This window comes from Micromonospora sp. NPDC049799 (assembly GCF_040656655.1).
GTDB lineage: Bacteria > Actinomycetota > Actinomycetes > Mycobacteriales > Micromonosporaceae > Micromonospora.
Genome location: NZ_JBFAMU010000042.1, coordinates 1 through 20,837, shown reverse-complemented (window position 1 = coordinate 20,837; position 20,837 = coordinate 1). Strand labels below are relative to the sequence as shown.

Annotated in this window: 20 protein-coding genes and 3 pseudogenes; 11 read left to right on the top strand and 12 right to left on the bottom strand. The window is 72.9% G+C overall.

Annotated features, from left to right (window positions below; genetic code table 11):
• The 4 genes and pseudogenes from AB0I76_RS06205 to AB0I76_RS06190 form a co-directional block, all read left to right on the top strand.
• Positions 1–358 (top strand): annotated as a pseudogene (locus tag AB0I76_RS06205) (hypothetical protein); the annotation flags it as partial.
• A gap of 69 nt (positions 359–427) precedes the next feature.
• Positions 428–745: a DUF2516 family protein gene (locus AB0I76_RS06200; RefSeq protein ID WP_357030486.1), complete on the top strand. Its 318-nt coding sequence runs from the start codon at positions 428–430 to the stop codon at positions 743–745.
• Positions 742–1,629, top strand: a complete 888-nt coding sequence (locus AB0I76_RS06195) for an alpha/beta hydrolase (protein ID WP_357030484.1) — start codon at positions 742–744, stop codon at positions 1,627–1,629. The genes AB0I76_RS06200 and AB0I76_RS06195 overlap by 4 nt, the downstream gene beginning before the upstream one ends.
• A gap of 110 nt (positions 1,630–1,739) precedes the next feature.
• Positions 1,740–3,215, top strand: coding sequence for an alkaline phosphatase PhoX (locus tag AB0I76_RS06190; protein ID WP_357030482.1), 1,476 nt, complete (start codon positions 1,740–1,742; stop codon positions 3,213–3,215).
• Positions 3,216–3,263: 48 nt separating this feature from the next.
• On the opposite strand, the gene AB0I76_RS06185 is transcribed toward AB0I76_RS06190, so the two are convergent.
• Positions 3,264–3,956 carry a nucleotidyltransferase domain-containing protein gene (locus AB0I76_RS06185; protein WP_357030492.1) on the bottom strand — a complete coding sequence of 231 codons (693 nt, stop codon included), beginning with the start codon at positions 3,954–3,956 and terminating at the stop codon, positions 3,264–3,266.
• A gap of 77 nt (positions 3,957–4,033) precedes the next feature.
• Here AB0I76_RS06185 and AB0I76_RS06180 point away from each other — a divergent pair, with 77 nt between their 5' ends.
• Positions 4,034–4,951, top strand: a complete 918-nt coding sequence (locus AB0I76_RS06180; RefSeq protein WP_357030480.1) for an SDR family oxidoreductase — start codon at positions 4,034–4,036, stop codon at positions 4,949–4,951.
• Here the strand turns inward: AB0I76_RS06180 and AB0I76_RS06175 are convergent.
• The gene (locus tag AB0I76_RS06175) at positions 4,942–5,919 is read right to left on the bottom strand and encodes a YafY family protein (protein ID WP_357030478.1); all 978 of its coding nucleotides are present in this window, start codon (positions 5,917–5,919) and stop codon (positions 4,942–4,944) included. The two genes, AB0I76_RS06180 and AB0I76_RS06175, sit on opposite strands and share 10 nt — an antisense overlap.
• A gap of 107 nt (positions 5,920–6,026) precedes the next feature.
• On the opposite strand from AB0I76_RS06175, the gene AB0I76_RS06170 reads away from it, so the two are divergent.
• Positions 6,027–6,821 carry an EI24 domain-containing protein gene (locus tag AB0I76_RS06170; protein ID WP_357030476.1) on the top strand — a complete coding sequence of 265 codons (795 nt, stop codon included), beginning with the start codon at positions 6,027–6,029 and terminating at the stop codon, positions 6,819–6,821.
• A gap of 1 nt (position 6,822) precedes the next feature.
• A pseudogene (locus AB0I76_RS06165) lies at positions 6,823–7,346 on the top strand (O-acetyl-ADP-ribose deacetylase).
• 10 nt (positions 7,347–7,356) lie between these two features.
• Here AB0I76_RS06165 and AB0I76_RS06160 read toward each other — a convergent pair.
• The 8 genes from AB0I76_RS06160 to AB0I76_RS06125 form a co-directional block, all read right to left on the bottom strand.
• Positions 7,357–8,250 carry a GNAT family N-acetyltransferase gene (locus AB0I76_RS06160; protein WP_357030474.1) on the bottom strand — a complete coding sequence of 298 codons (894 nt, stop codon included), beginning with the start codon at positions 8,248–8,250 and terminating at the stop codon, positions 7,357–7,359.
• Positions 8,247–8,645, bottom strand: coding sequence for a Rid family hydrolase (locus AB0I76_RS06155; RefSeq protein WP_357030472.1), 399 nt, complete (start codon positions 8,643–8,645; stop codon positions 8,247–8,249). Before AB0I76_RS06155 ends, AB0I76_RS06160 begins: the two co-directional genes overlap by 4 nt.
• Positions 8,646–8,779: 134 nt before the next feature.
• Positions 8,780–9,787 (bottom strand): LacI family DNA-binding transcriptional regulator, encoded by a 1,008-nt coding sequence (locus tag AB0I76_RS06150; RefSeq protein WP_357030490.1) that lies wholly within the window; start codon positions 9,785–9,787, stop codon positions 8,780–8,782.
• Positions 9,788–9,806: 19 nt separating this feature from the next.
• Entirely contained in the window at positions 9,807–11,183 is a 1,377-nt protein-coding gene (locus tag AB0I76_RS06145; protein WP_357030470.1) for a GH1 family beta-glucosidase, read from the bottom strand.
• Positions 11,180–12,013 (bottom strand): carbohydrate ABC transporter permease, encoded by an 834-nt coding sequence (locus AB0I76_RS06140; protein WP_357030468.1) that lies wholly within the window; start codon positions 12,011–12,013, stop codon positions 11,180–11,182. The genes AB0I76_RS06145 and AB0I76_RS06140 overlap by 4 nt, the downstream gene beginning before the upstream one ends.
• Positions 12,010–12,990: a sugar ABC transporter permease gene (locus AB0I76_RS06135; protein ID WP_357030466.1), complete on the bottom strand. Its 981-nt coding sequence runs from the start codon at positions 12,988–12,990 to the stop codon at positions 12,010–12,012. The genes AB0I76_RS06140 and AB0I76_RS06135 overlap by 4 nt, the downstream gene beginning before the upstream one ends.
• A 91-nt stretch (positions 12,991–13,081) precedes the next feature.
• Positions 13,082–14,392 (bottom strand): extracellular solute-binding protein, encoded by a 1,311-nt coding sequence (locus AB0I76_RS06130; RefSeq protein ID WP_357030464.1) that lies wholly within the window; start codon positions 14,390–14,392, stop codon positions 13,082–13,084.
• A 197-nt stretch (positions 14,393–14,589) separates the two neighbouring features.
• Entirely contained in the window at positions 14,590–15,351 is a 762-nt protein-coding gene (locus tag AB0I76_RS06125) for a maleylpyruvate isomerase family mycothiol-dependent enzyme (protein ID WP_357030462.1), read from the bottom strand.
• 70 nt (positions 15,352–15,421) lie between these two features.
• Here AB0I76_RS06125 and AB0I76_RS06120 point away from each other — a divergent pair, with 70 nt between their 5' ends.
• Positions 15,422–16,504 carry a UDP-N-acetylmuramate dehydrogenase gene (locus AB0I76_RS06120; RefSeq protein WP_357030460.1) on the top strand — a complete coding sequence of 361 codons (1,083 nt, stop codon included), beginning with the start codon at positions 15,422–15,424 and terminating at the stop codon, positions 16,502–16,504.
• 34 nt (positions 16,505–16,538) lie between these two features.
• Here the strand turns inward: AB0I76_RS06120 and AB0I76_RS06115 are convergent, their stop codons facing one another.
• Positions 16,539–17,318, bottom strand: coding sequence for a class I SAM-dependent methyltransferase (locus tag AB0I76_RS06115; RefSeq protein ID WP_357030458.1), 780 nt, complete (start codon positions 17,316–17,318; stop codon positions 16,539–16,541).
• Between the two features lie 57 nt (positions 17,319–17,375).
• Positions 17,376–18,143, bottom strand: coding sequence for an SDR family NAD(P)-dependent oxidoreductase (locus tag AB0I76_RS06110; protein ID WP_357030456.1), 768 nt, complete (start codon positions 18,141–18,143; stop codon positions 17,376–17,378).
• 95 nt (positions 18,144–18,238) lie between these two features.
• On the opposite strand from AB0I76_RS06110, the gene mshA reads away from it, so the two are divergent.
• The 3 genes and pseudogenes from mshA to AB0I76_RS06095 all read left to right on the top strand — a co-directional run.
• Positions 18,239–19,663, top strand: a complete 1,425-nt coding sequence (gene mshA / locus AB0I76_RS06105; RefSeq protein ID WP_357030488.1) for a D-inositol-3-phosphate glycosyltransferase — start codon at positions 18,239–18,241, stop codon at positions 19,661–19,663.
• A 51-nt stretch (positions 19,664–19,714) separates the two neighbouring features.
• Positions 19,715–20,242: a YbjN domain-containing protein gene (locus AB0I76_RS06100; RefSeq protein WP_357030454.1), complete on the top strand. Its 528-nt coding sequence runs from the start codon at positions 19,715–19,717 to the stop codon at positions 20,240–20,242.
• Between the two features lie 79 nt (positions 20,243–20,321).
• Positions 20,322–20,837: pseudogene (locus tag AB0I76_RS06095) on the top strand (hypothetical protein); the annotation flags it as partial.

Below are 20,837 nucleotides of genomic sequence, written 5' to 3'. Positions count from 1 at the left end.
CGACGAAGCGCTCGCCCCGGGCGACCAGCGCGGCGTACGCGGCGAGCGCTTCGTCGGCGCCGGCGTCCTGGAGGCCGCCGACACGGTGAACGCCGACATCGAGGCCACCGAAGCCGACACGGTCACCGCCGCGCCGGCCGCGACCGCCGCCGCCACCACCACCACGCCGGCCGCCGAGGCCGCCGTGAAGCCGGCCGAGGTCGAGGTTCCCACCCCGGCCGACGTGGCCGAGGTCGTGGAGGCCAAGCCGGCCGCCGTCAAGAAGCAGCGGGCCGTCAAGGCCGCCGCCAAGCCCGCCGCGACCCCGTCGGCGAAGCTGCCCCGGGCCACGAAGCGGACCCGGCCGGCCGCCGAGTAACACCGCCGATCGCGACCCCGGAGCCGTCCTGTCGGACGATTCCGGGGTCGTCGGCATAAGCTTGCCGGCATGGCCATCGCCGCGCCAATCTTCGCCTTCGCCATCCGCGACGTGATCGAGACGATCCTGCTCGCCTTCGTGCTGATCGTCCTGGCGGTCTCCCTCGTGCACGCCATCGCTCAGCGCTCCGACGGCTTCCCCGCGATCGGCACCCTCCCCAAGGGCGGCTGGATCGCGATCCTGGCGGTCTGCCTGCTGCTGACCCTGCTGACGCGCAGCTCACTCAGCATCTTCGGACTGATCGGCATCGCCGCCGGGCTCATCTACCTGCTCGATGTCCGGGTGGGCCTGCGCGAACTCCGGGACGGCCGGGGATCCTCCTGGTGAGGGGTTTCCGTTGGCCGCCGCCACCGGACGGTGGGCCCCGCACCTGGGGCCCGGGGCCCGGTGGGCCCCGCACCGGCCGGCCCGCCCTACCGGAGCCGGAGACCGAGCTGGTCGCGACGCCGCACGGCGTACACCTGGAACAGCTCGTCACCGGCACGGGTGACCCGGTCACCGTCTTCGCGCACGGCCTGGGCAACGGCATCGCGACCACCCGGCCCTTCGGCAGCGGGCTCGCCGGACGGAAGGTCTTCTTCCAGTTCCGGGGGCACGGCCGTTCCGACGCGCCGCCCGGCCCGTGGACCTATCTGGACCTCGCCCGCGACCTGCGCGCGGTCGCCGACCTGGGCGGCGCCACCCGGGCCTTCGGGGCGAGCCTCGGCGCGGGGGCGCTCTGCCGGCTGCTGCTGGAGAGCCCCGGGCGCTTCGAGCGGCTGGTCTTCTTCCTGCCGGCGGTGCTGGACCGGCCGCGCGGGGAGGTGGCCCGGGAGCGGTTGACCGCCCTGCTGGACGCCGTCGACAGCGGGGACGCGTCGGTCGTCGCCGAGGTCGTCCAGGTGGAACTGCCGACGGCTGTGCGCAACACCCCGGCCGGCTGGGCGTACCTGCGGCAGCGCCTCGACCAGTTGCTGCGCGACGGCCTGGCACAGGAGCTGGCCACCCTCCCCGATTCGGTGCCGGTCCCCGACGCGAAGGCGCTGGCCGCCGTCACCGCGCCCGCCCTGGTGATCGGCTGTGTCGGCGACGACCTCCACCCGGTCGAGGTCGCGGAGCAGCTCACGGCCGCGCTTCCGCACGCCACGCTGCACGTGTACGACCGGCCGGGCGTCCTCTGGACGGAACGCGCCGATCTGCGCAATCGCATCTCGACCTTCCTCGACGGTTAGCGGGTCGGCGTCCGCGGCGTGCACTTGAAGGTTGCCAGAAGGTGAACGAGGATCCTCGATAGGTAGGCCCCCGGCCTCGGCGGCGGGAGCCACGCGACAAAGGAGTCCTCATGCCTGATCTCAACCGGCGTACCCTGCTGCGCGGTGCCGCCGCCGCAGCCGGTGGCGCCGTCCTCGGTGGCCCGTTCCTCGGCTTCGTGGCGCGGGGCGAGGCCGGCGCGGTCGGCGCGCGGCCGGTACCCGACCCGACTCTGGGGCCGGTGCCGGACCTGCGCGACGGCACGGTCCGACTGCACCTGCCGGAGGGCTTCCAGTACCGGTCGTTCCACGACACCGAGTTCCCGGTGGTGCTCGACGACGGCACGCGGCTGCCCGGCCGGCACGACGGCATGGGTGCCTTCCGTGGCCCCGGCGGCACCGTCCGGCTGGTCCGCAACCACGAGGTGAACAACCCCGGCCCCGCCTTCGGCGACGCCTCCGCCGCGTACGACCCGATGGCGCAGGGCGGCACCACCACCGTCGAGGTGACCCGGTTCGGCGAGGTCCGTCGCTCCTGGACCAGCCTGAACGGCACCATGATGAACTGCTCCGGCGGGCAGATGCCCTGGGGCAGTTGGATCACCTGCGAGGAGACGGTCAACGGCCCGGACGTCGGCCCGGACTTCACCGGCACCTCCAACGTGCCGCTCACCCAGCCGCACGGCTTCATCTACGAGGTCCCGGTGGACGGGCAGTCGGACCGGGCGCCCATCACCGCCGCCGGCCGCTTCGCGCACGAGTCGGTGGCGTACGACCCGCGCGGCGGGCACCTGTACCTCACCGAGGACAACTTCGGCTTCCCGTCCGGCTTCTACCGGTACACCCCGCCGCGGCACCCGAGGTCGTGTGGCCGGCTGCTGGACGGCGGTCGGCTCCAGATGCTCGCGGTCCGGGGCCGGCCCAACCTGGACCTGGCCGCGGCGCAGCGCCGGCGCGCGACGTACGCCGTGGAGTGGGTGGACATCGACGACCCGGCGCCGAGGTTCCCGTACACCCCGGGTCAGGTCGCGCCGACGACGAACGAGCAGGCGTTGACCCACGTCTCCCGGCAGGGCTGGGAGCGCGGCGCCGCGTACTTCTCCCGGCTCGAAGGCTCGGCGTACGACGACGGCGTCGTCTACTTCACCGCGACCCAGGGCGGTGGCCCGGCGGAGACGTCGACCGGCCCGATCGCCGACGGGTACGGCAACGGGCACGGCCAGGTGTGGGCGTACCACTGCCGGCAGCAGGTGCTGCGGTTGGTGTACGAGTCGCCGGGGCCGGACGTGTTGGACTTCCCGGACAACGTGACGACCAGCCCGCGGGGCACGCTCGTGGTCTGCGAGGACAACGTGAACGACAACTACCTGCGCGGGCTCACCCCTCGCGGCGACCTGTTCGACATCGCGCTGAACCGGCTCGTCAGCAGCACCGGGGTGGACCGGTCCAACGACGAGTTCGCCGGCTCCACGTTCAGCCCGGACGGGCACACCCTGTTCGTCAACATCCAGGCGAGCCGCGGTATGACGTTCGCGATCTGGGGTGACTGGCGGCGGATCGGGGTCTGAGCGCGACCGACACCACCACGAGTTCACCCGCCCCCGGCCGGGCCGGCGTCAGCCGCGCGGCCCGGCCGGGAGGTGGGCGGCACGGACGTCGAGCAGCCAGCGCTCCACCGTGGCCTCGTCCGGGCGGTCCGGCAGCGGCGTACGGATCTCGTCGAAGTCGCGTTCCGCCTCGGCCAGCAGGGTCCGTGCCGCGTCCAGATCCCCGCCGGCCACCCGCTCCCCGAACCCCCGGAACCACTCCGGGTCGGCGAGGCGGATCTCCAGCACGCCCGTGGCGTAGAGGTGCCGGCCCTGGTGCACCAGCCGGGCCAGGTGCCGGGCGTGCTTCGCGGTCCGCCGTCGCACGTCGGAGGAGAACGTCCCGTCGCCCCGGGACTCCAGCTTGCGGAACTGCCGCGACGCGTACCCGAGGAAGGCGTCACGCACCCGGGGCGCGGACAGGAACGCCGACCGGATCGCGACGAGCCGGTCGCCGAACTCCGTCCGCGTCTCGTAGCAGTCGTCCGGCAGCCACATCAGCTCGGTCGCGGTCGGGTTGCCGCTCAACGCCAGGCGCGCGTACTTCCCGGCCTCGTGCAGGGTGACGTCCGGGTCGGTGGTGACGACGGACTCCTTCGGTGGGTGCAGGCCGTGGAACGCGACGGTGGGCGCGGCGAACACGCCGATCCGGTCGACGTCCGAGCCCGGACCGGCCAGCCCGTACGCGACCGAGCCGACGATCCCGGAGAGCAGCAGGTGCATGCCGGCGAGCATGACGCACGACACCCGTTCACGAAACCGGACTTCGGATGTCAGGTTTTCCTGTCAGGGTCGGACGCATGACGACGACACCGCTGACAGGGAAGGTCGCACTGGTAGCCGGGGCGACACGGGGCGCCGGCCGGCAGATCGCGGTGCAGCTCGGCGCGGCCGGCGCGACGGTCTACGCCACCGGGCGCAGCAGCCGCGCCGGCCGGTCGGAGATGGACCGGCCGGAAACCATCGAGGAGACCGCCGAGCTGGTCACCGCCGCCGGTGGCACCGGCATCGCTGTCCGCGTCGACCACCTGGTCGCCGACCAGGTACGCGACCTGGTCGCCCGGATCGACGCCGAGCAGGGTCGGCTCGACGTGCTGGTCAACGACATCTGGGGCGGCGACCCGTTGATCACCTGGGAGAAGCCGGTCTGGGAGCAGCCCCTCGACGCCGGGTTCCGCACCCTGCGGCTGGCGATCGACACGCACATCATCACCAGCCACTTCGCGCTGCCGCTGCTCATCCGCCGCCCCGGCGGCCTGGTCGTCGAGATCGGCGACGGCACGAAGGCGTACAACGACGAGAACTACCGGCTGTCGGTCTTCTACGACCTGGCCAAGGTGTCGGTGAACCGCCTCGCCTTCAGCTGGGCCCACGAGCTGAAGCCGCACGGGTGTACCGCCGTCGCGCTCACCCCCGGCTGGATCCGGTCCGAGTCGATGCTGGAGCACTTCGGGGTCACCGAGGAGAACTGGCGTGACGGCGCGGCGAAGGACCCGCACTTCCTGATCTCGGAGACCCCGGCCTTCGTCGGGCGCGCGGTCGCCGCCCTCGCCGCCGACGAGGAGAAGGCGCGCTGGTCCGGACGGTCGGTGTCGGCCGGCGAGCTGTCCCAGGTGTACGGGTTCACCGACGTCGACGGCAGCCGGCCGGACGCCTTCCGCTACATCAGCGAGGTGGTCGACGCCGGCAAGCCGGCCGACGTCACCGGCTACCGCTGAGTGGCGTAGAGCGCCGCCGTGCGGGACGCCGCCTCCGCCAGCCTCGACCGAAGCTCGGGCGGGTCGAGCACCTCGGCCTCCGGGCCCAGCCCGAGCACCTGCGCGTACGCCACCTCGACCGACTCGACGGGCAGGCGGACGGTCGTCCACCCCTGCCCGTCCGGTCCGTCGGCGGTGGCGAGCGCCTCGTCGTACACGAAGGGAGCGTCGGCGACGAAGCGGAGCCGGCGCAGGCCGGCGGCGCTCAGCCGGAGGGTGACCCACGCCCGGAGCATGTCCCGCAGGAACGCCTCGGCCTGCTCGCGCCAGTACGTGGCCAGGTCGAACCCCTCGTCCCGGGTGAAGGTCGCGTCGCCCACCTCGACCCCGGTGACCCGGTCCACCCGGTACGTGCGCACGTCGTCGCCGACACGACCGACCAGGTACCAGACACCGTTCTTGAGCACCAGGCCGTACGGGCACAGCTCGCGGGTGACCTCCCGCTCGCCGCGCCGGTAGCGCAGCCGCACCGCCCGGTCCCGCCAGACCGCGCCGGCCAGCTCGGTCAACCACGGCGGCGGCCTGGACTCCCGGAACCACCCGGGCACGTCGAGGTGGAAGCGTTGCCCGGTGCGTACCGGTGCGTCGCGCAGCGCGGGTGGGAGCGCCGCGAGGACCTTCAGCTCGGCCGAGGCGACCGCGTCGGCGAGTCCCATGTCGCCGGCCGGTCCGGGCAACCCGGCCAGGAACAGCGCCTCCGCCTCGTCCCGGCTCAGGCCGGTCAACCGGGTGCGGTAACCGCCCAGCAGCCGGTAGCCGCCGGCCCGTCCGCGGTCGGCGTAGACCGGCACGCCGGCGGCGGAGAGCGCCAGCACGTCCCGGTAGACCGTCCGCTCGGACACCTCCAGTTCCCGCGCCAGCTCGGCGGCGGTCATCGTCTCCCGCGCCTGGAGCAGAAGCACCAGGGAGATCAACCGCGCTGCCCGCATCCCCCCATTGTGTAAGGAAGGGCCCCCGCTTAACGCCTGCGGTAGAGGAAGGGCCCGTTCCTAACGCCGCGCGCGGCGGGGCCGACCCCGCACTAGGCTCTGCGCTCGTGAACGCACCCAGCCGCATCGCCGCGCCCGTGACCGGTGCCGCCGGCCGGTTCCTCTCCGGCGTCGGGCTGCTCCTGCGCGGCCTCGGCCTCTACGTCCGCAGCCCCGGCCTGATGCTCCTCGGCGTGCTGCCGGCGCTGATCTCCGGCGCGCTCTTCGTGACCGCATTCGTCCTCCTCGCGTACGTCGTGGACGACCTGGCGGCGCTCGTCACACCGTTCGCGGACGACTGGTCGACCACCGCGCGGAGTCTGGTCCGGGTCATCGCGGGCCTGGCCTTCCTCGGGCTCGGCGGCCTGCTCGCGGTCGTCGGCTTCACGGCGGTCACCCTGGTGATCGGCGACCCGTTCTACGAGAAGATCTCCGAGCGGGTCGAGGAGCGTCTCGGCGGTACGCCCGGCGGGGTCGAACTCTCCTTCTGGCCCTCCCTGCGGCGCAGTGCGGTGGACTCGCTGAAGCTGGTCGGCCTGTCGGTGCTGGTCGGCATCCCGCTCTTCGTCGCCGGATTCGTGCCGGTGGTCGGGCAGACCGTCGTACCGGTGATCGGTGCGGCGGTCGGTGGCTGGCTGCTCGCCCTGGAGCTGACCGGCGCGGCCTTCTCCCGGCGCGGACGGCGGCTGCCGGACCGGCGGGCCGCCCTGCGCGCCGACCGTCCGACGGCGCTCGGGTTCGGCGTCGCCGTGTTCGTCTGTTTCCTGATCCCGCTCGGCGCGGTGCTGCTCATGCCCGCCGCCGTCGCCGGGGCGACCCTGCTCGCCCGCCGGTCGCTCGGCCTGTCCATCGAGGAGCGGTGACATGGAGATCGTGCTTGTCCAGGGCGACATCACCAGCCAACGGGTGGACGTGATCGTGAACGCCGCCAACTCGTCCCTGCTGGGCGGCGGGGGAGTGGACGGCGCGATCCACCGCAGGGGCGGGCCGGCGGTCCTCGCCGAGTGCCGTGCCCTGCGCGCCTCGACGTACGGGCGGGGCCTGCCCACCGGGCAGGCGGTGGCGACCACGGCCGGCGACCTGCCGGCGCGGTGGGTGGTGCACACGGTCGGGCCGGTGTACTCGGCCGGCGAGGACCGGTCGGCGCTGCTACGCGACTGCTACGCGACTGCTACGCGAACAGCCTGCGGGTCGCCGACGAGCTGGGTGCGACGACGGTGGCGTTCCCCCTGATCTCGGCGGGCGTCTACGGCTGGCCGGTCGAGGACGCCGTCCGGCGGGCGCTGTCGGTGCTGCGGGCCGCCGAACCGGCGCACGTCACGGAGGCCCGGCTGGTCCTCTTCGGCGCCGACACGTACGCGGTCGCCCAGCGGGTGTCCGCGGGCTGACGCCGCGCGGTCAGGGCAGCTCGCGCAGGCAGGACCACTGGGACGCCACCGGTCGGTAGCCGAGCCGGGCGTTGACCGCCAGCATCGGCGCGTTCGCCTCGTCGTTCGAGGTGTACGCGACCCGGACGCCCCGGGCGGCGGCTCGGTGCAGGGCGGCCCGCTTCGCCAGCAGGGCGAACCCCCGCCCCCGGTGCCGTGGCAGCGTTCCGGTGTAGTCCGACCACATCCGGTCGCCGTCCCGAATGACCAGACTGAACGACACCAGCTGGCCGTCGACCTCGACCGCCGTGCTGGCCTCCCGGTCGAGCCCCGGGTTGTTCCACACGTCCCAGAGCCAGCGGTCGTAGGTCACCAGGTCGAACGGGACGTCGCCCGGCTCGTCGGTCGCGGCGTCGGCCTCCAGCCGGTGCACCCGGCGCGGGTCCAGCCCGGCCAGCGGGTGCAGCGAGATGCCGGGCGGCGACGTCGGCGCGGGCGGGGCCGACCGCAGGTCCAGCGTGGAGTAGCGCAGCTCGCGGCTCGGCGTGAAGCCGTTGTGGCGGGCGAACGGCAGCGAGTCCGGCTGCGCCCAGGTGCGGATCCGGCGTACGCCGAGCGTCCCGAGGTGGTTGAGCGCCCGTGCCAGCAGCGAACCTCCCAGCCCGTGCTGCCGATGGTCGGGGTGTACGTGCAGCAGCGAGACCTCTCCGACGTCGGGCTCGGAGGTCTGCGCGTTGCGGTACGCCGACACCCAGCCGACCACCCGCCCGTCGACCTCCGCCACGTACGCCGTCCAGTGCTCGTCCGGCGGCGGTTCGGCGATCATCCGCCAGGTCGACGGGACACCGCGTACCAGGTAGGGGTAGACCAGCGCGCGCAGCGCCACCGCAGCGGGCGCGTCGTCCGGTCGCGCGGTACGGATCACGAGGCCGGCACGGCGGCGATCGCCTCGACCTCGACGAGCTGCTCGGGGTAGCCGAGCACGGCCACCCCGAGCAGGGTGCTCGGCGGGTCGTGGTCGCCGAAGGCGTCGCGGACCACCTGCCAGACGGCGACCAGGTCGGCGCGCTCCGGTGAGGCGACGTACACCGTGGTCTTGACGACGTCGGCGAGCCGGGCGCCGGCCGCCGCGAGGGCCGTCTCCAGGTTGGTCATCACCTGCCGGGCCTGTGCGATCGGGTCGCCGGGGGCGACGGTCGTGCCGTCGGCGTCGAGCGGGCAGGCCCCGGCGGCGAAGACCAGGCGGGCGGGCGGTTCGACGGTGGCGACGTAGGCGTACTCGGTGGTGGCCAGCGTGGGGACGTGCAGGAGATGCGGCACGGGCCGACGCTAACCCGGCCCCGGCGATCGTTCGACCGAATATCGCACCGGCTTGCATGATCGGCTACGGCTCAGCTGTCCTGCGGGCGGCGTGTCGGACAGCTAGCGCGTAGACGATCATGGGAGCGCAAGTCTCAGGCTGAGTCGCGGAGCACCAGCTCCGTCGGGAGGACCACGGACGGCTCGATGGTCTCGCCCGCGGCGAGCCGCAGCAGCTGCCGGGTGCCCTGCCGGCCGAGTTCCAGTATCGGCTGACGGACCGTGGTCAGCGGCGGGTCGGTGTACGCGGCGGTCTCGATGTCGTCGAAGCCGATCACCGCCACGTCGTCCGGCACCCGCCGGCCCGCCTCCCGCAGGGCCCGCAGCGCGGCGTGCGCCATCAGGTCGGAGGCGGCGAACACCGCGTCGAGGTCGGGGTGCCGGGACAGCAGGTGGCGCATCGCCGCCCCGCCGGACTCCCGGGTGAAGTCGCCGACCGCGACCATCTCGGGCAGGCCGGCCGCGGCCACCGCCTCCCGGTAGCCGGCCAGCCGCTCCACCCCGGCGACCATGTCCTGCGGCCCGGCGATCGTCGCGATCCGCCGGCGTCCCCCGGCGACCAGGTGGCGCACGGCCGCGGTCACCCCGCCCACGTGGTCGACGTCGACGTACGGGACCGGCACGTCGCCGAGCATCCGGCCGCTGCACACCACCGGGATGCCCAGCCGGGCGAGCCGGCCGGGCAGCGGGTCGGCGCCGTGCAGGGAGGCGAACAGCACCCCGTCCACGTGTCGCCCGGTGGTGTAGCGCTCGACCCGGTCATGCCCGGCCGGCGAGCCGGCGAGCATCAGCACGAGTTGCTTGTCCGCCGCCTCCAGCTCCTGCGCCGCACCCCGGATGATGCTGGGGAAGACCTGGTCGTCGGAGAAGACGCGAGTCGCCTCCTCGGGCAGGACCAGGGCGATGGAGTCGGTCCGCTGGGTGACCAGGCTGCGGGCGGCCAGGTTCGGCACGTACCCCAGCTCGGCGACCGCCCGGCGGACCGCCTCCTGGATCGGCTCGGCGACCGTGGTCGACCCGTTCACCACCCGGGACACCGTCGCGCGGGAGACCCCGGCGCGCCGGGCCACCGCCTCCAGGGTCGGCCGCTGCGCCGTCGTCATCGCTGGCATCACCACCTCGTCACAGCCCGTTCCGGGAGATCACCTCCTGGTACCACCGGGCACTGGACTTGAGTGTGCGCCGCTGGGTCAGGTAGTCCACGTGGACGATCCCGAACCGCTTCCGGTAACCCTCGGCCCACTCGAAGTTGTCCAGCAACGACCATACGAGATAGCCGCGCAGATCCACGCCCCGGGCGATGGCCTCGTGCGCCGCCCGCAGGTGTCCGTCGAGGTACGCGATGCGGTCGGTGTCCTGCACCTCGCCGGCCGGATCCGACCCCGCCTTGTCCGGAAACGCGGCGCCGTTCTCGGTGACCAGCAGCGGCACGCCCGGGTAGTCGGTCGCGATCCGCTCCAGCAGCCGGGTCAGCCCGGCCGGCTCGATCATCCAGCCCATGTCGGTGAGCGGGCCGGCCGGCGGCAGGAACTCCACCGCACCGTCGGTGCCCGGGTACGCGCCGCCGCCCCCGGCGCCGTCGGGCCGGCCGGCGACGTAGGTGGGCTGGTAGAAGTTCACGCCGAGCAGGTCGATCGGGGCGGCGATCAGCTTCTCGTCGCCGTCGGAGACGAACGTCGCGGGATCCACGAACCGGGCGACGTGCTCCAGCATGTCCTCCGGGTAGGCGGCGCGCAGCAGCGGGTCGAGGAAGATCCGGTTCTGGAGGCCGTCGACGAGGCGTACCGCGGCGGCGTCGGCGGCGCTGTCCGGGTCCGCCGCGCGGACGTCGGCGGGGTTGAGGGTGATCCCCACGGTCTCCGCGCCCGCCGCGCGCAGCGCGCGGGCCGCCAGGCCGTGCCCGAGCAGCAGATGGTGTACGGCGGTGAAGGCCGCACCCGCGTCCCGCTCGCCGGGGGCGTGCACCCCGTTGCCGTACCCGAGGTAGGCCGAGCACCACGGCTCGTTGAGCGTGGTCCACGTGTCCACCCGATCGCCGAGCCGGGCGTGCACCGCCGTCGCGTACGTGGCGAAGTGCTCCGCGGTCTCCCGCGCCGTCCAGCCACCCCGGTCCTCCAGGGCCTGCGGCAGGTCCCAGTGGTAGAGGGTGACGATCGGGTCGATGCCCTGGCTGAGCAGCGTGTCCACCAGCCGGTCGTAGAAGTCCAGGCCGCGCGGGTTGACCGGGCCGGTGCCGTCGGGCTGGATCCGGGGCCAGGCGACCGAGAAGCGGTACGTGTGCAGCCCCAGCTCCGCCATCAGCGCCACGTCGTCGGCGTACCGGTGGTAGTGGTCGCAGGCGACGTCGCCGGTGTGGCCCTGGTGGACCTTGCCCGGCGTACGGCTGAAGGTGTCCCAGATCGACGGGCCGCGACCGTCGTCGCGGGCCGCGCCCTCGATCTGGTACGCGGCGGTGGCGGCGCCCCAGCGGAAGTTCTCCGGGAACCGGATCGAACTCATGCCTTCACCGCACCTTCCATGATGCCGCCGATGATCTGGCGGCCGAACAGGATGAACACCAGCAGGAGGGGCAGGGTCGCGATGGCCGTCCCGGTGAACACCTGCGACATGTCCTGGTAGTAGCCGTCCGACAGGGCCCGCAGCGACAGTTGGACCGTGGGGTTCTCCGGGTCGTTGAGCACGGCGTACGGCCAGAGGAAGTCGTTCCAGGTGGTCATGAAGGTGAGCAGGCCGAGCACGGCGGCGGCCGGGCGCAGCGCGGGCAGGACCACGTTCCAGTAGATGCGCGCGGTGTTGCAGCCGTCCATCCGGGCCGCCTCGATCAGCTCGGTGCTGACGGCCTGCCCGGCGTACTGGCGCATCATGAACACGCCGAACCCGGTCACCAGAGCGGGGACGATGACCGCCGGCAGCCGGTCGTTCCAGTTCAGCTTGGTCATCAGCAGGTAGAGCGGGATGACTCCGAGCTGGGTGGGCACCATCATGGTCGCGATGATCACCATGAGCATCGCGTTGCGTCCCCGGAACTGCAGCTTGGCGAACGCGAAACCGGCCAGGGTGGAGAAGAAGACCACCGAGACGGTGACCGTGGTCGCCACGATCGCCGAGTTGATCAGGCCGGTCAGGAAGTACGCGTCGGTGTTCGCGAACAGGCGCGCGATGTTGGCGCCCAGGTTGCCGCCGGGGGTGACCGGTGGGGGCAGTTGCCCCATCGCGTCACTGGACCGGCTGGCCACCACGAACATCCACCAGATCGGGAAGATCGAGGCGAACGTGGCGACGACCAGCGCGCCGTAGGTCAGGGGGCTGGCCCGCCAGAGCCGGCTCATGACGGGTCTCCCTTCCCGGCGCCCAGTCGCCGGATGATCAGCACGTTGATCGCCGCGACGACGGCGATGAGGACGAAGAGCAACCAGGCCACCGCGGAGCCGTAGCCGAAGTTGTAGTACGGGGCGAAGGCGTTCTCGAACATGTACATCGTCACCGTCTGCGACTCCCGCGTCGGCCCGCCGCGGATCGCGTTGGTGCCGGAGTGGAACAGGCGGGGCTCGGTGAAGAGCTGGAGCCCGCCGATGGTGGAGATGATGACCGCGAAGATGATCGTCGGCTTGAGCAGCGGAACCGTGATCGACCAGAACTGCCGCACCCGGTTCGCGCCGTCGATCGCGGCGGACTCGTAGAGGTCCCGGGGGATGGCCTGCATGGCGGCCAGGAAGATCAGCGCGTTGTAGCCGGTCCACCGCCAGTCGACCATCGCCGAGATGGCGACCCAGGAGGCGACCCGGTTGGACTTCCAGTCCACACCGTCCACCCCGACCAGGTCCAGCAGCCAGTTGATCATCCCGAACTCGCGGCCGAAGAGGACCCCGAACACGATCGCCACGGCTGCGGTGGAGGTGACGTTGGGGACCAGCACCGCCATCCGCCACCCGGTGCGTGCCCGTAGTTGCCGGTTGAGCATGTTGGCCAGCCAGAGCGCCGCGAGCAGCTGCGGGACGGTGGAGATGACGAAGATGCCGAGCGTGTTGACCACCGCGTGCCAGAAGTCCGCGTCGGCCAGCAGTCGGGTGTAGTTCTCCGCGCCGATGAAGGTGGGGTTGCTGCCGAGCAGGTCCCAGTCGTGCAGCGAGACCCAGAGGGTGTACGCCAGGGGGTAGGCCCCGAAGATCGCGAAGAGCAGGAAGAACGGGGCGATGTACAGGTAGGGCGACCACTTCGTGTCGAACCGGCTGAGCCGGTGCGACCGGGTGGGTCGTACGGGTGACGCCGCCACGACCGGCGGCCGCGCGTCGAGCTGCACGCTCACGGCCCGAGACTCCTTTCCACGCCGCCCGCCCCCACCGGCCGGGCCGCCGTCGACTCGTCGGCGGCCGGACCGGTGGGCGAGCGGGGAGCGGTTACTTGGCGGCGGCCTTCTTCGCGTTGTTCACCGCGTCGGTCCAGCCCTGGTCGGCGGTGCGCTGGCCGAGTTCGACCGTGCGGACGGCGTTCTCCACCTCGGTGCGGACAGCCTGGTTCTTCGGGCCCATGTAGACCGGCTTCAGGTTCTTCGCCCCGGCGGCGAAGATCTGCCCGACGGGGGCGTCCGAGAAGTACGCGTTGGTGGAGCCGGTGATCGCCGGGTCGTCCAGGGCCTGCGGCGAGGAGGGCAGCGGGCCCTTGGCCTTGAACGCGCCGATCTGGCCCTTGGCGCTGGTCAGGAACTTCGCCAGCTCGATGGCCTCGGCCTGGTGCTTGCTCTGCTTCGGCACGGCCAGGTAGGAGCCGCCCCAGTTGCCGCCGTTGCCGGGTACCTGGGCGATGTCCCACTTGCCCTTGCCGGCCGGGCCGGCGTTGCCCTCGATGACACCGGTCATCCAGGCGGGGCAGGCGATGGTGGCGAACTTGGCCTGCTTGAACGCCGAGACCCACTCCTCCGACCAGGCCCCGTACTTGCCGGAGAGGCCGGAGTCGATGATGTCCATGGTGGTGTCCCACGCCTGCTTCACGGCCGGGTTGCTGTCGACCACCAGGTTGTCGCTCGTGTCGTAGTAGTGGTGGCCCTGCGCGTTGCCGGCGGTCTGGAGCACGATCGTGTTGAACGTGTTCGTGGCGGCGTCGAGGAAGGACGCCCCGGTCTTCGCGGCGGTGAACCTCTCACCGACCGCCACGTAGTCCTGCCAGGTCGGCCAGAGCTTGCTCACCGCGTCCCGCTCGGTGGGCAGCCCGGCCTTGGCGAACAGGTCCTTGCGGTAGCACATGGCCATGCCGCCGACATCGGTGCCGAGGCCGATGAGCTGCTTGCCGTCGGCGGTGAGCCCGGCGTTCCACTTCCACTCCAGGAAGTTGCCCTTCAGCTCGGCCGCGCCGTGGTCGAGCAGGTTGACGAAGTTGCCCGGGTTGGCCTTGTACTCGACCAGCAGGCCCTCCTCGATGGCGACCACGTCGCCGGCCCCCTTGCCGGCGGCCAGCCACTGGGTCAGCTTCGGCGAGTACTCGTCGAGGTTGCCGCCGGTGCCCCGTTCGACGATTTTCACGTCGGGGTGACTGGCCATGTACTCCTTGTAGAGCTCGTCGTAGCCGAACTGGCCGAAGACGTCGACGGTCAACGTGATCGGGCCGTCGGCGGCATCCTCCGCGTCGCCGCCGCCGCAGGCGGCGGTGGCGAGCAGGGCGGTGGTGGCGACGAGGGCGACCGCCGCGCGGCGGCGGAGCGAATTGGCACCCATGTGTCTCGGACCCCTCTCAGGTCGGGTGGGTGGTGGTCGTCGGTGAAGCTGAGAGAGCGCTCTCTCGCAGCCTGTCGGGTCGCCCCCCGGCTGTCAAGAGAGCGCTCTCTAATCGAGACCGACCGCCCCGCCCTTACACGTGAGGAGTGGCCGTTCCGGCGGGAACGGCCACTCCTTCGGGTGCGTGCTGCGGTGCCTCAGCCGGTGCGCAGGCCGCCCAGCAGCGCGCGCTCGCCCGTCACGTCCAGCGTGTCGAAGCTGACCCGGCCCCACAGCGCCAGCAGCAGGTCGCTGGCGGTCCCCGCCACCTGCGCCCGGGCGTGGTGGTCGTCGTGGTCGAAGATGGTGGCGGTGTCGAGCAGGGCCACGCCCTCACCGCGCAGCCGCAGGAACCAGTCCTGCCCCGCGTCCGTCGCCGTCAACTGCACCACCCCGTGCCACGGCCCGTGGTTGAGCCGCCGGCCGGCCGGGAGCCAGGTGTCCAGCACCTCGCTCACCCCGTCGGCGGCGAGCTTCGCCTCGATCGGCTCACCGGCGGCGATGGCGAGCTGGGCGTCCCAGCGGTGCACCGCCGTCTCGTGCGCCATCCGGCGCGGCCAGAATCCCGCCTTCTTCGGCTGCGGCGCCCAGTTCCACGCCGGCGCCTCCGGGTCGAGTGCGTCGAGGAGGGTCATCAACTGGTCGTACGACTGCTGCCAGGTCTGGAGCGCGGTGGTTCCGGCCTCCAGTTCGGGGCGCTGGGACCGGGCCGGGGGTGCCGTGGCGACCGGCGACCCGGCGAAGGAGTGGACCCAGCGGTAGATGCCGGCCAGGTGCAGGGTCAGATCGGTGACCGTCCAGCCGGGGCACGAGAGAACGGGTGTCTCCGGCGGGGCCTCCGCCACCGCGGCGGCGAACGTGGGGCCCTCCGCCCGTAGTGCCCCGATCCAGAAGTCCTTCGTCACGTGCAGTCTGCTCATCGCCATCCTCCCGGGGGTGACCGGGCCACCAGTGGGTGCCGCGGCTACCCCTCAGCCTAGGGTGAAAGGCGTGTCAGACGTCTACGCCCAGCCGACGACCGGAGCCGAACCCGACACCCGGTGCCATCTCGCGCCATACACGACATTGCGCCTCGGTGGCGTGGCCGATCGTGTCGTCACCGCCACCACCGCCGACGACATCGTCCGGGCGGTCCGGGAGGCCGACGGCCCGGTGCTGGTCCTCGCCGGCGGCAGCAACGTGGTGATCGGCGACGCGGGCTTCTCCGGCACCGTGGTCCTGGTCCGCTCACGCGGGGTCCGCGTGCTCGACCAGGACGACGACACCGTCACCGTACGGGTCGAGGCCGGCGAGCCGTGGGACGATCTGGTCGCCCGTACCGTCGCCAACGGCTGGTCCGGGTTGGAGTGCCTCTCCGGCATCCCCGGCTCCACCGGCGCCACCCCGATCCAGAACGTCGGGGCGTACGGCCAGGAGGTCGCCGAGACCATCACCGGCGTGCAGGTCTACGACCGGGTGGCCGGCACCACCGACCGGATCGCCGCCGCCGACTGCGGCTTCGCGTACCGGTCGAGCATCTTCAAGTACAGCGAGCGCTGGGTGGTGCTCTCGGTCGACTTCCGGCTCGGCCGGTCCCCGCTCAGCGGCCCGATCCGGTACGCGGAACTGGCCCGCTCCCTCGGCGTCGAGGTGGGGGACCGGGTGCCGCTGGCCGACGCGCGGGCCACCGTCCTGCGGCTGCGCGCCGGGAAGGGCATGGTCCTGGACGGCGTCGACCCCGACACCTGGTCGGTCGGCTCGTTCTTCACCAACCCGGTGCTCGACCGGGCCGCGTACGAGCTGCTGCGGGAGCGGGCCGCCGACATCGGCGAGCCGCCGGCCTGGCCCAGCGCGGGAGACGCGGTGAAGGTCAGCGCCGCCTGGCTGATCGACAAGGCCGGCTTCGGCAAGGGCCACCCGGGTCCCGAGGGCGTCGCCATCTCCACCAAGCACACCCTGGCGCTGACCAACCGCAGCGGCACCGCCAGCACGGCCGCCCTGGTGGCCCTGGCCCGCGAGATCCGCGACGGCGTCCGGTCCCGCTTCGGCGTGACCCTCCACCCCGAACCCGTCCTCATCAACTGCACCATCTGACAAACCCTCAACCCCACCGACGGGCGGGGGCGGGTCAGGTCGGGCTTACGGAAGGCCAGGGGACGGTGAGTTCGCCGTGGCGCCAGCGGCGGGGGCCGTCCAGGACGGGCCAGCCGGACTCGCGGACGGCCGTCACGGTGCGCAGCCAGCGCTGGCGGGGGCCGAAGGGGGCGTAGCCCGCGGCGGCGTGCCAGGCGTCGTCCAGGGCGCGCAGGAGACCGTGGATCCGTTCCCCGGGCACGTTGCGGTGGATCAGCGCCTTCGGCAGCCGCTCCGCGAGCTGACCGGGGCTCTCCAACGTGGTCAGCCTCGCGGCGAGGGTCAGCGTGCGTGGCCCCGAGGTGTCGAGCAGCACCCACCCGCCGAGGCGGCCCAGCTCGTCGCAGGTCCCCTCGACCAGCAGTCCGCCCGGTGCGAGTCCAGCGGAGATGGTCCGCCACGCCGCCCTGGCCTCGCTCTCGTCGTACTGCCGCAGCACGTTGAAGGCACGGACCAGCGCGGGGCGGAGCCCGGCCAGCTCGAAGCCGCCCCGGGCGAAGGTGAGGCCGGGCGGGTCGGCGGCGGGCAGGGCGGCGGCGACGCGTACCGGATCGATCTCCAGGCCGACCACCCGGACGTCGGCGCGGACCGCGGTCGCCAGCCGGGCGCGCAGCTCCACGGCGGTGACCGGGGAGGCGCCGTAACCGAGGTCGACCACCAGAGGGTCGGCGGCGGCGCGCAGCGCGTCGCCGCAGGTCTCGACGATCCAGTTGTCCACCCGGCGGAGCCGGTTCGGGTTGGTCGTCCCCCGGGTGACCGCGCCGACCGGCTTCATTACGGTCGCCTCCGTTCGCGACTGCGGGGCTCGCAGGCCCGGCTCACTCCTCGCGCTTCACTGTCCCACCCGGTGGACCTTGTGCTGCGCGGCCTGCGCGAGCGGGCGGACGACCAGACGATCCACGTTGACGTGGTGCGGCCGGGTCGCGCACCAGGCGACGCAGTCCGCCACGTCGTCGGCGACCAACGGCTCGGCCACCCCGGCGTAGACGCCCGCCGCGCGCTCGGCGTCGCCGTCGAAGCGGACCAGCGCGAATTCGTCCGTCCGTACCATGCCGGGGTCGATCTCGACCACCCGGACCGGACGGCCGCACAGCTCCAGCCGCAGCGTGCCGGCCACCGCCGTCTGCGCGTGCTTGGCGGCGGCGTAGCCGCCCCCGCCCTCGTACACGGTGAAGCCGGCGGTCGAGGAGACGACCACGATGGTGCCGGCGCCGGACGCCTCCAGCGCGGGCAGCAGCGCCTGGGTGACACGCAGGGTGCCGAGCACGTTCACGTCGTACATCCACTGCCAGTCACCGACCGACCCGGTCTCCACCGGGTCGAGGCCGCGCGCGCCGCCGGCGTTGTTGACCAGCAGCGTGACCTCACCCGGCGCGGCCCGGGCCGCCGCCGCCAGCCCGGCCACCGACTCGTCGGAGGTCACGTCGCAGGCCACCGCGGTGGCCGCGCCACCGGCGGCCTCGATCTCCGCGACCAGCGCGGCCAGTCTCTCGGTACGCCGGGCGGCGGCAAGCACGTGGAAGCCCTCGGCGGCGAGGCGGCGGGCGGTGGCCGCACCGATTCCGCTGGACGCTCCGGTGACGACGGCGACAGAGGTCATCCGGTCATTCTCACCCCGGACGGGGCCCGGCGGCGTGATGAGGTCCGTCACGCCGGGGACCCGCCCCGAGGTATTACCGATGCCCGATGGGGAAGATGACACCCGGCGTGGAGGTTGACCGAGAAGCGCCGGTCGTGCGGACGGCAACAACCGTGACAGAGGGAGCGGACGTGGCGGAGATGCACACCGGTGTCGGTCGTCAGCGAGGTGCCCAGCCGTGGCCCCGCCCCCGCCGCATCGCCACCCTGTCGGTGCACACCAGTCCCCTGCACCAGCCGGGCACCGGTGACGCCGGCGGGATGAACGTGTACATCCTGGAAGTCGCGCGCCGGCTCGCCCAGGCCGGCGTGGAGGTCGACATCTTCACCCGGGCCACGTCCGGTGACCTGCCCCCGGTGGTCGAGATGGCACCTGGCGTGCAGGTCCGGCACATCACCTCCGGTCCCCTCGAAGGGTTGACCAAGGAGGAGCTGCCCGGCCAGCTCTGCGCGTTCACCGCCGGGGTGCTGCGGGCCGAGGCGTCCCGCCCGCCGGGCCACTACGACCTGATCCACTCCCACTACTGGCTCTCCGGTCAGGTCGGCTGGCTGGCCAAGGAGCGCTGGGGCGTACCGCTGGTGCACACCGCGCACACCCTCGCCAAGGTGAAGAACGCGCAGCTCGCGGCCGGCGACCGGCCCGAGCCGAAGGCCCGTGTCATCGGCGAGGAGCAGGTCGTCGCGGAGGCGGACCGGCTGGTCGCCAACACCAAGGTGGAGGCCGGAGACCTGATCGAGCGGTACGACGCCGACCCGACCCGGGTCGCCGTGGTCGAGCCGGGGGTGGACCTGGACCGCTTCCGCCCCGCGCCCGGTGACCGGGAGCGGGCCCAGGTCGTCGCGCGCCGCCGGCTCGGACTGCCGGAGACCGGCCACGTGGTGGCCTTCGTCGGCCGGATCCAGCCGCTGAAGGCGCCCGACGTGCTGATCCGGGCGGTCGCGGCGCTGCGCGACCGGGCCCCGGCGCTCGCCGAGGACGTCACGGTGGTCGTGTGCGGCGGCCCGAGTGGCAGCGGGCTCGACCGGCCCACCGCCCTGATGGAGCTCGCCTCCTCGCTGGGCGTGGCCGACCGGGTGCGTCTCCTGCCGCCGCTCACCGGCGACGACCTCCCCGCGCTGTACCGGGCGGCGGACCTGGTCGCGGTCCCGTCGTACAACGAGAGCTTCGGCCTGGTCGCCCTGGAGGCCCAGGCCTGCGGTACGCCGGTGGTGGCCGCCGCCGTGGGCGGTCTGGTGACCGCCGTGCGGGACGAGGCCAGCGGCGTCCTGGTCGACGGCCACGACCCGGTCGACTGGGCCCGTACGCTCGGCCGCCTGCTGCCCGACCGGGCCCGCCGCGCCGAGCTGGCCCGGGGCGCGGAGCGGCACGCCCGCGACTTCTCCTGGGACCGTACGGTCTCCGGCCTGCTCGCCGTGTACGGCGAGGCGGTCGCCGGGCACCGCACCCGACTCGCCTCGGAACTCGCCGGCTGCTCCTGGTGAGGGTGTCCGGCCGTCCGGTGGCCGGGCGGCGACGGCCGTAGAGTGGGTGCGATGAGCGGGAAGACTGATCTTGCGGCCCTGATCGAGTCGGTCTGCGATGAGCGGGAGCTGGCCTGGGAGTCCACCGGGCCGGGGTCGTACGCCGTCACTCTGCCGGGGACCCACAAGCTGAAGACGGTCTGCAACCTGATCGTCGGCGAGCACGCGCTGCGGGTCGAGGCGTTCGTGATGCGCCAGCCGGACGAGCGGCGCGAGGAGCTGTGGGCGTGGCTGCTCCAGCGCAACGCCCGCATGTACGGGGTCTCGTTCTCCATCGACGCGGTGGGTGACGTCTACCTGACCGGGCGGGTGAACCCGGCGGGGGTCGACGCCGAGGAACTGGACCGCCTGCTCGGTGCCGTCCTCACGTACGCCGACGAGTCGTTCGACACGATGCTGGAGATCGGCTTCGGCAGCTCGATCCGCCGGGAGTGGGAGTGGCGGGTCAAGCGCGGCGAGTCCACCGCCAACCTCGCGGCCTTCGCTCACCTCTTCGAACCGTCGACCGGGTCGGCGGGCGGAGGTTCGGACCGGTCCTGACGGGTATGCCGCACCGCGCGGTGCGGCACTGGGACCCGCCGCGCGCCGAGGACGGACTGTCGAGGAGCGTGAGCGTCCCATGGCTCAGCAGCGAAGCAGCTCAGGTCGCGGCGGGACTGCGACCAGGACGAAAAAGCAGGCGGGCAACCAGACAGCGAACACGCCGGACATCTCCGAGTCCGCGATCTCCCGGATGAAGGTCGACGAGCTCCGGGGTCAGTTGCGCCGGCACGGTGTCTCCGGCACCTCCGCCCTGCGGAAACCGGAACTGGTGAAGCAGCTCGTGCGGACCCTGCGGGCGGAGCAGCGCGGCGGGGCGGGGCGGAAGGCCACCGGCCCCGCCGGGCGTGCCGGCGGGACCCGCGCGTCGGCCGGTCGTGCGGCCACGACGAAGAAGGCGGCCACGAAGAAGGCCGCCGAGAAGAAGGCCGCCGCACCGAGCCGGGCGAAGGCGGCCCCGGCGAACAAGACCGCGCCGGCGAAGAAGGCCGCCACGAAGAAGGCGGCGGCGAAGAAGGCAGCCGGGCCCGCGAAGACGGCCCCGGCCCGGAAGGCCGCGCCGGCCCGGAAGACGACCACCGCCAGGGCGGCGCCC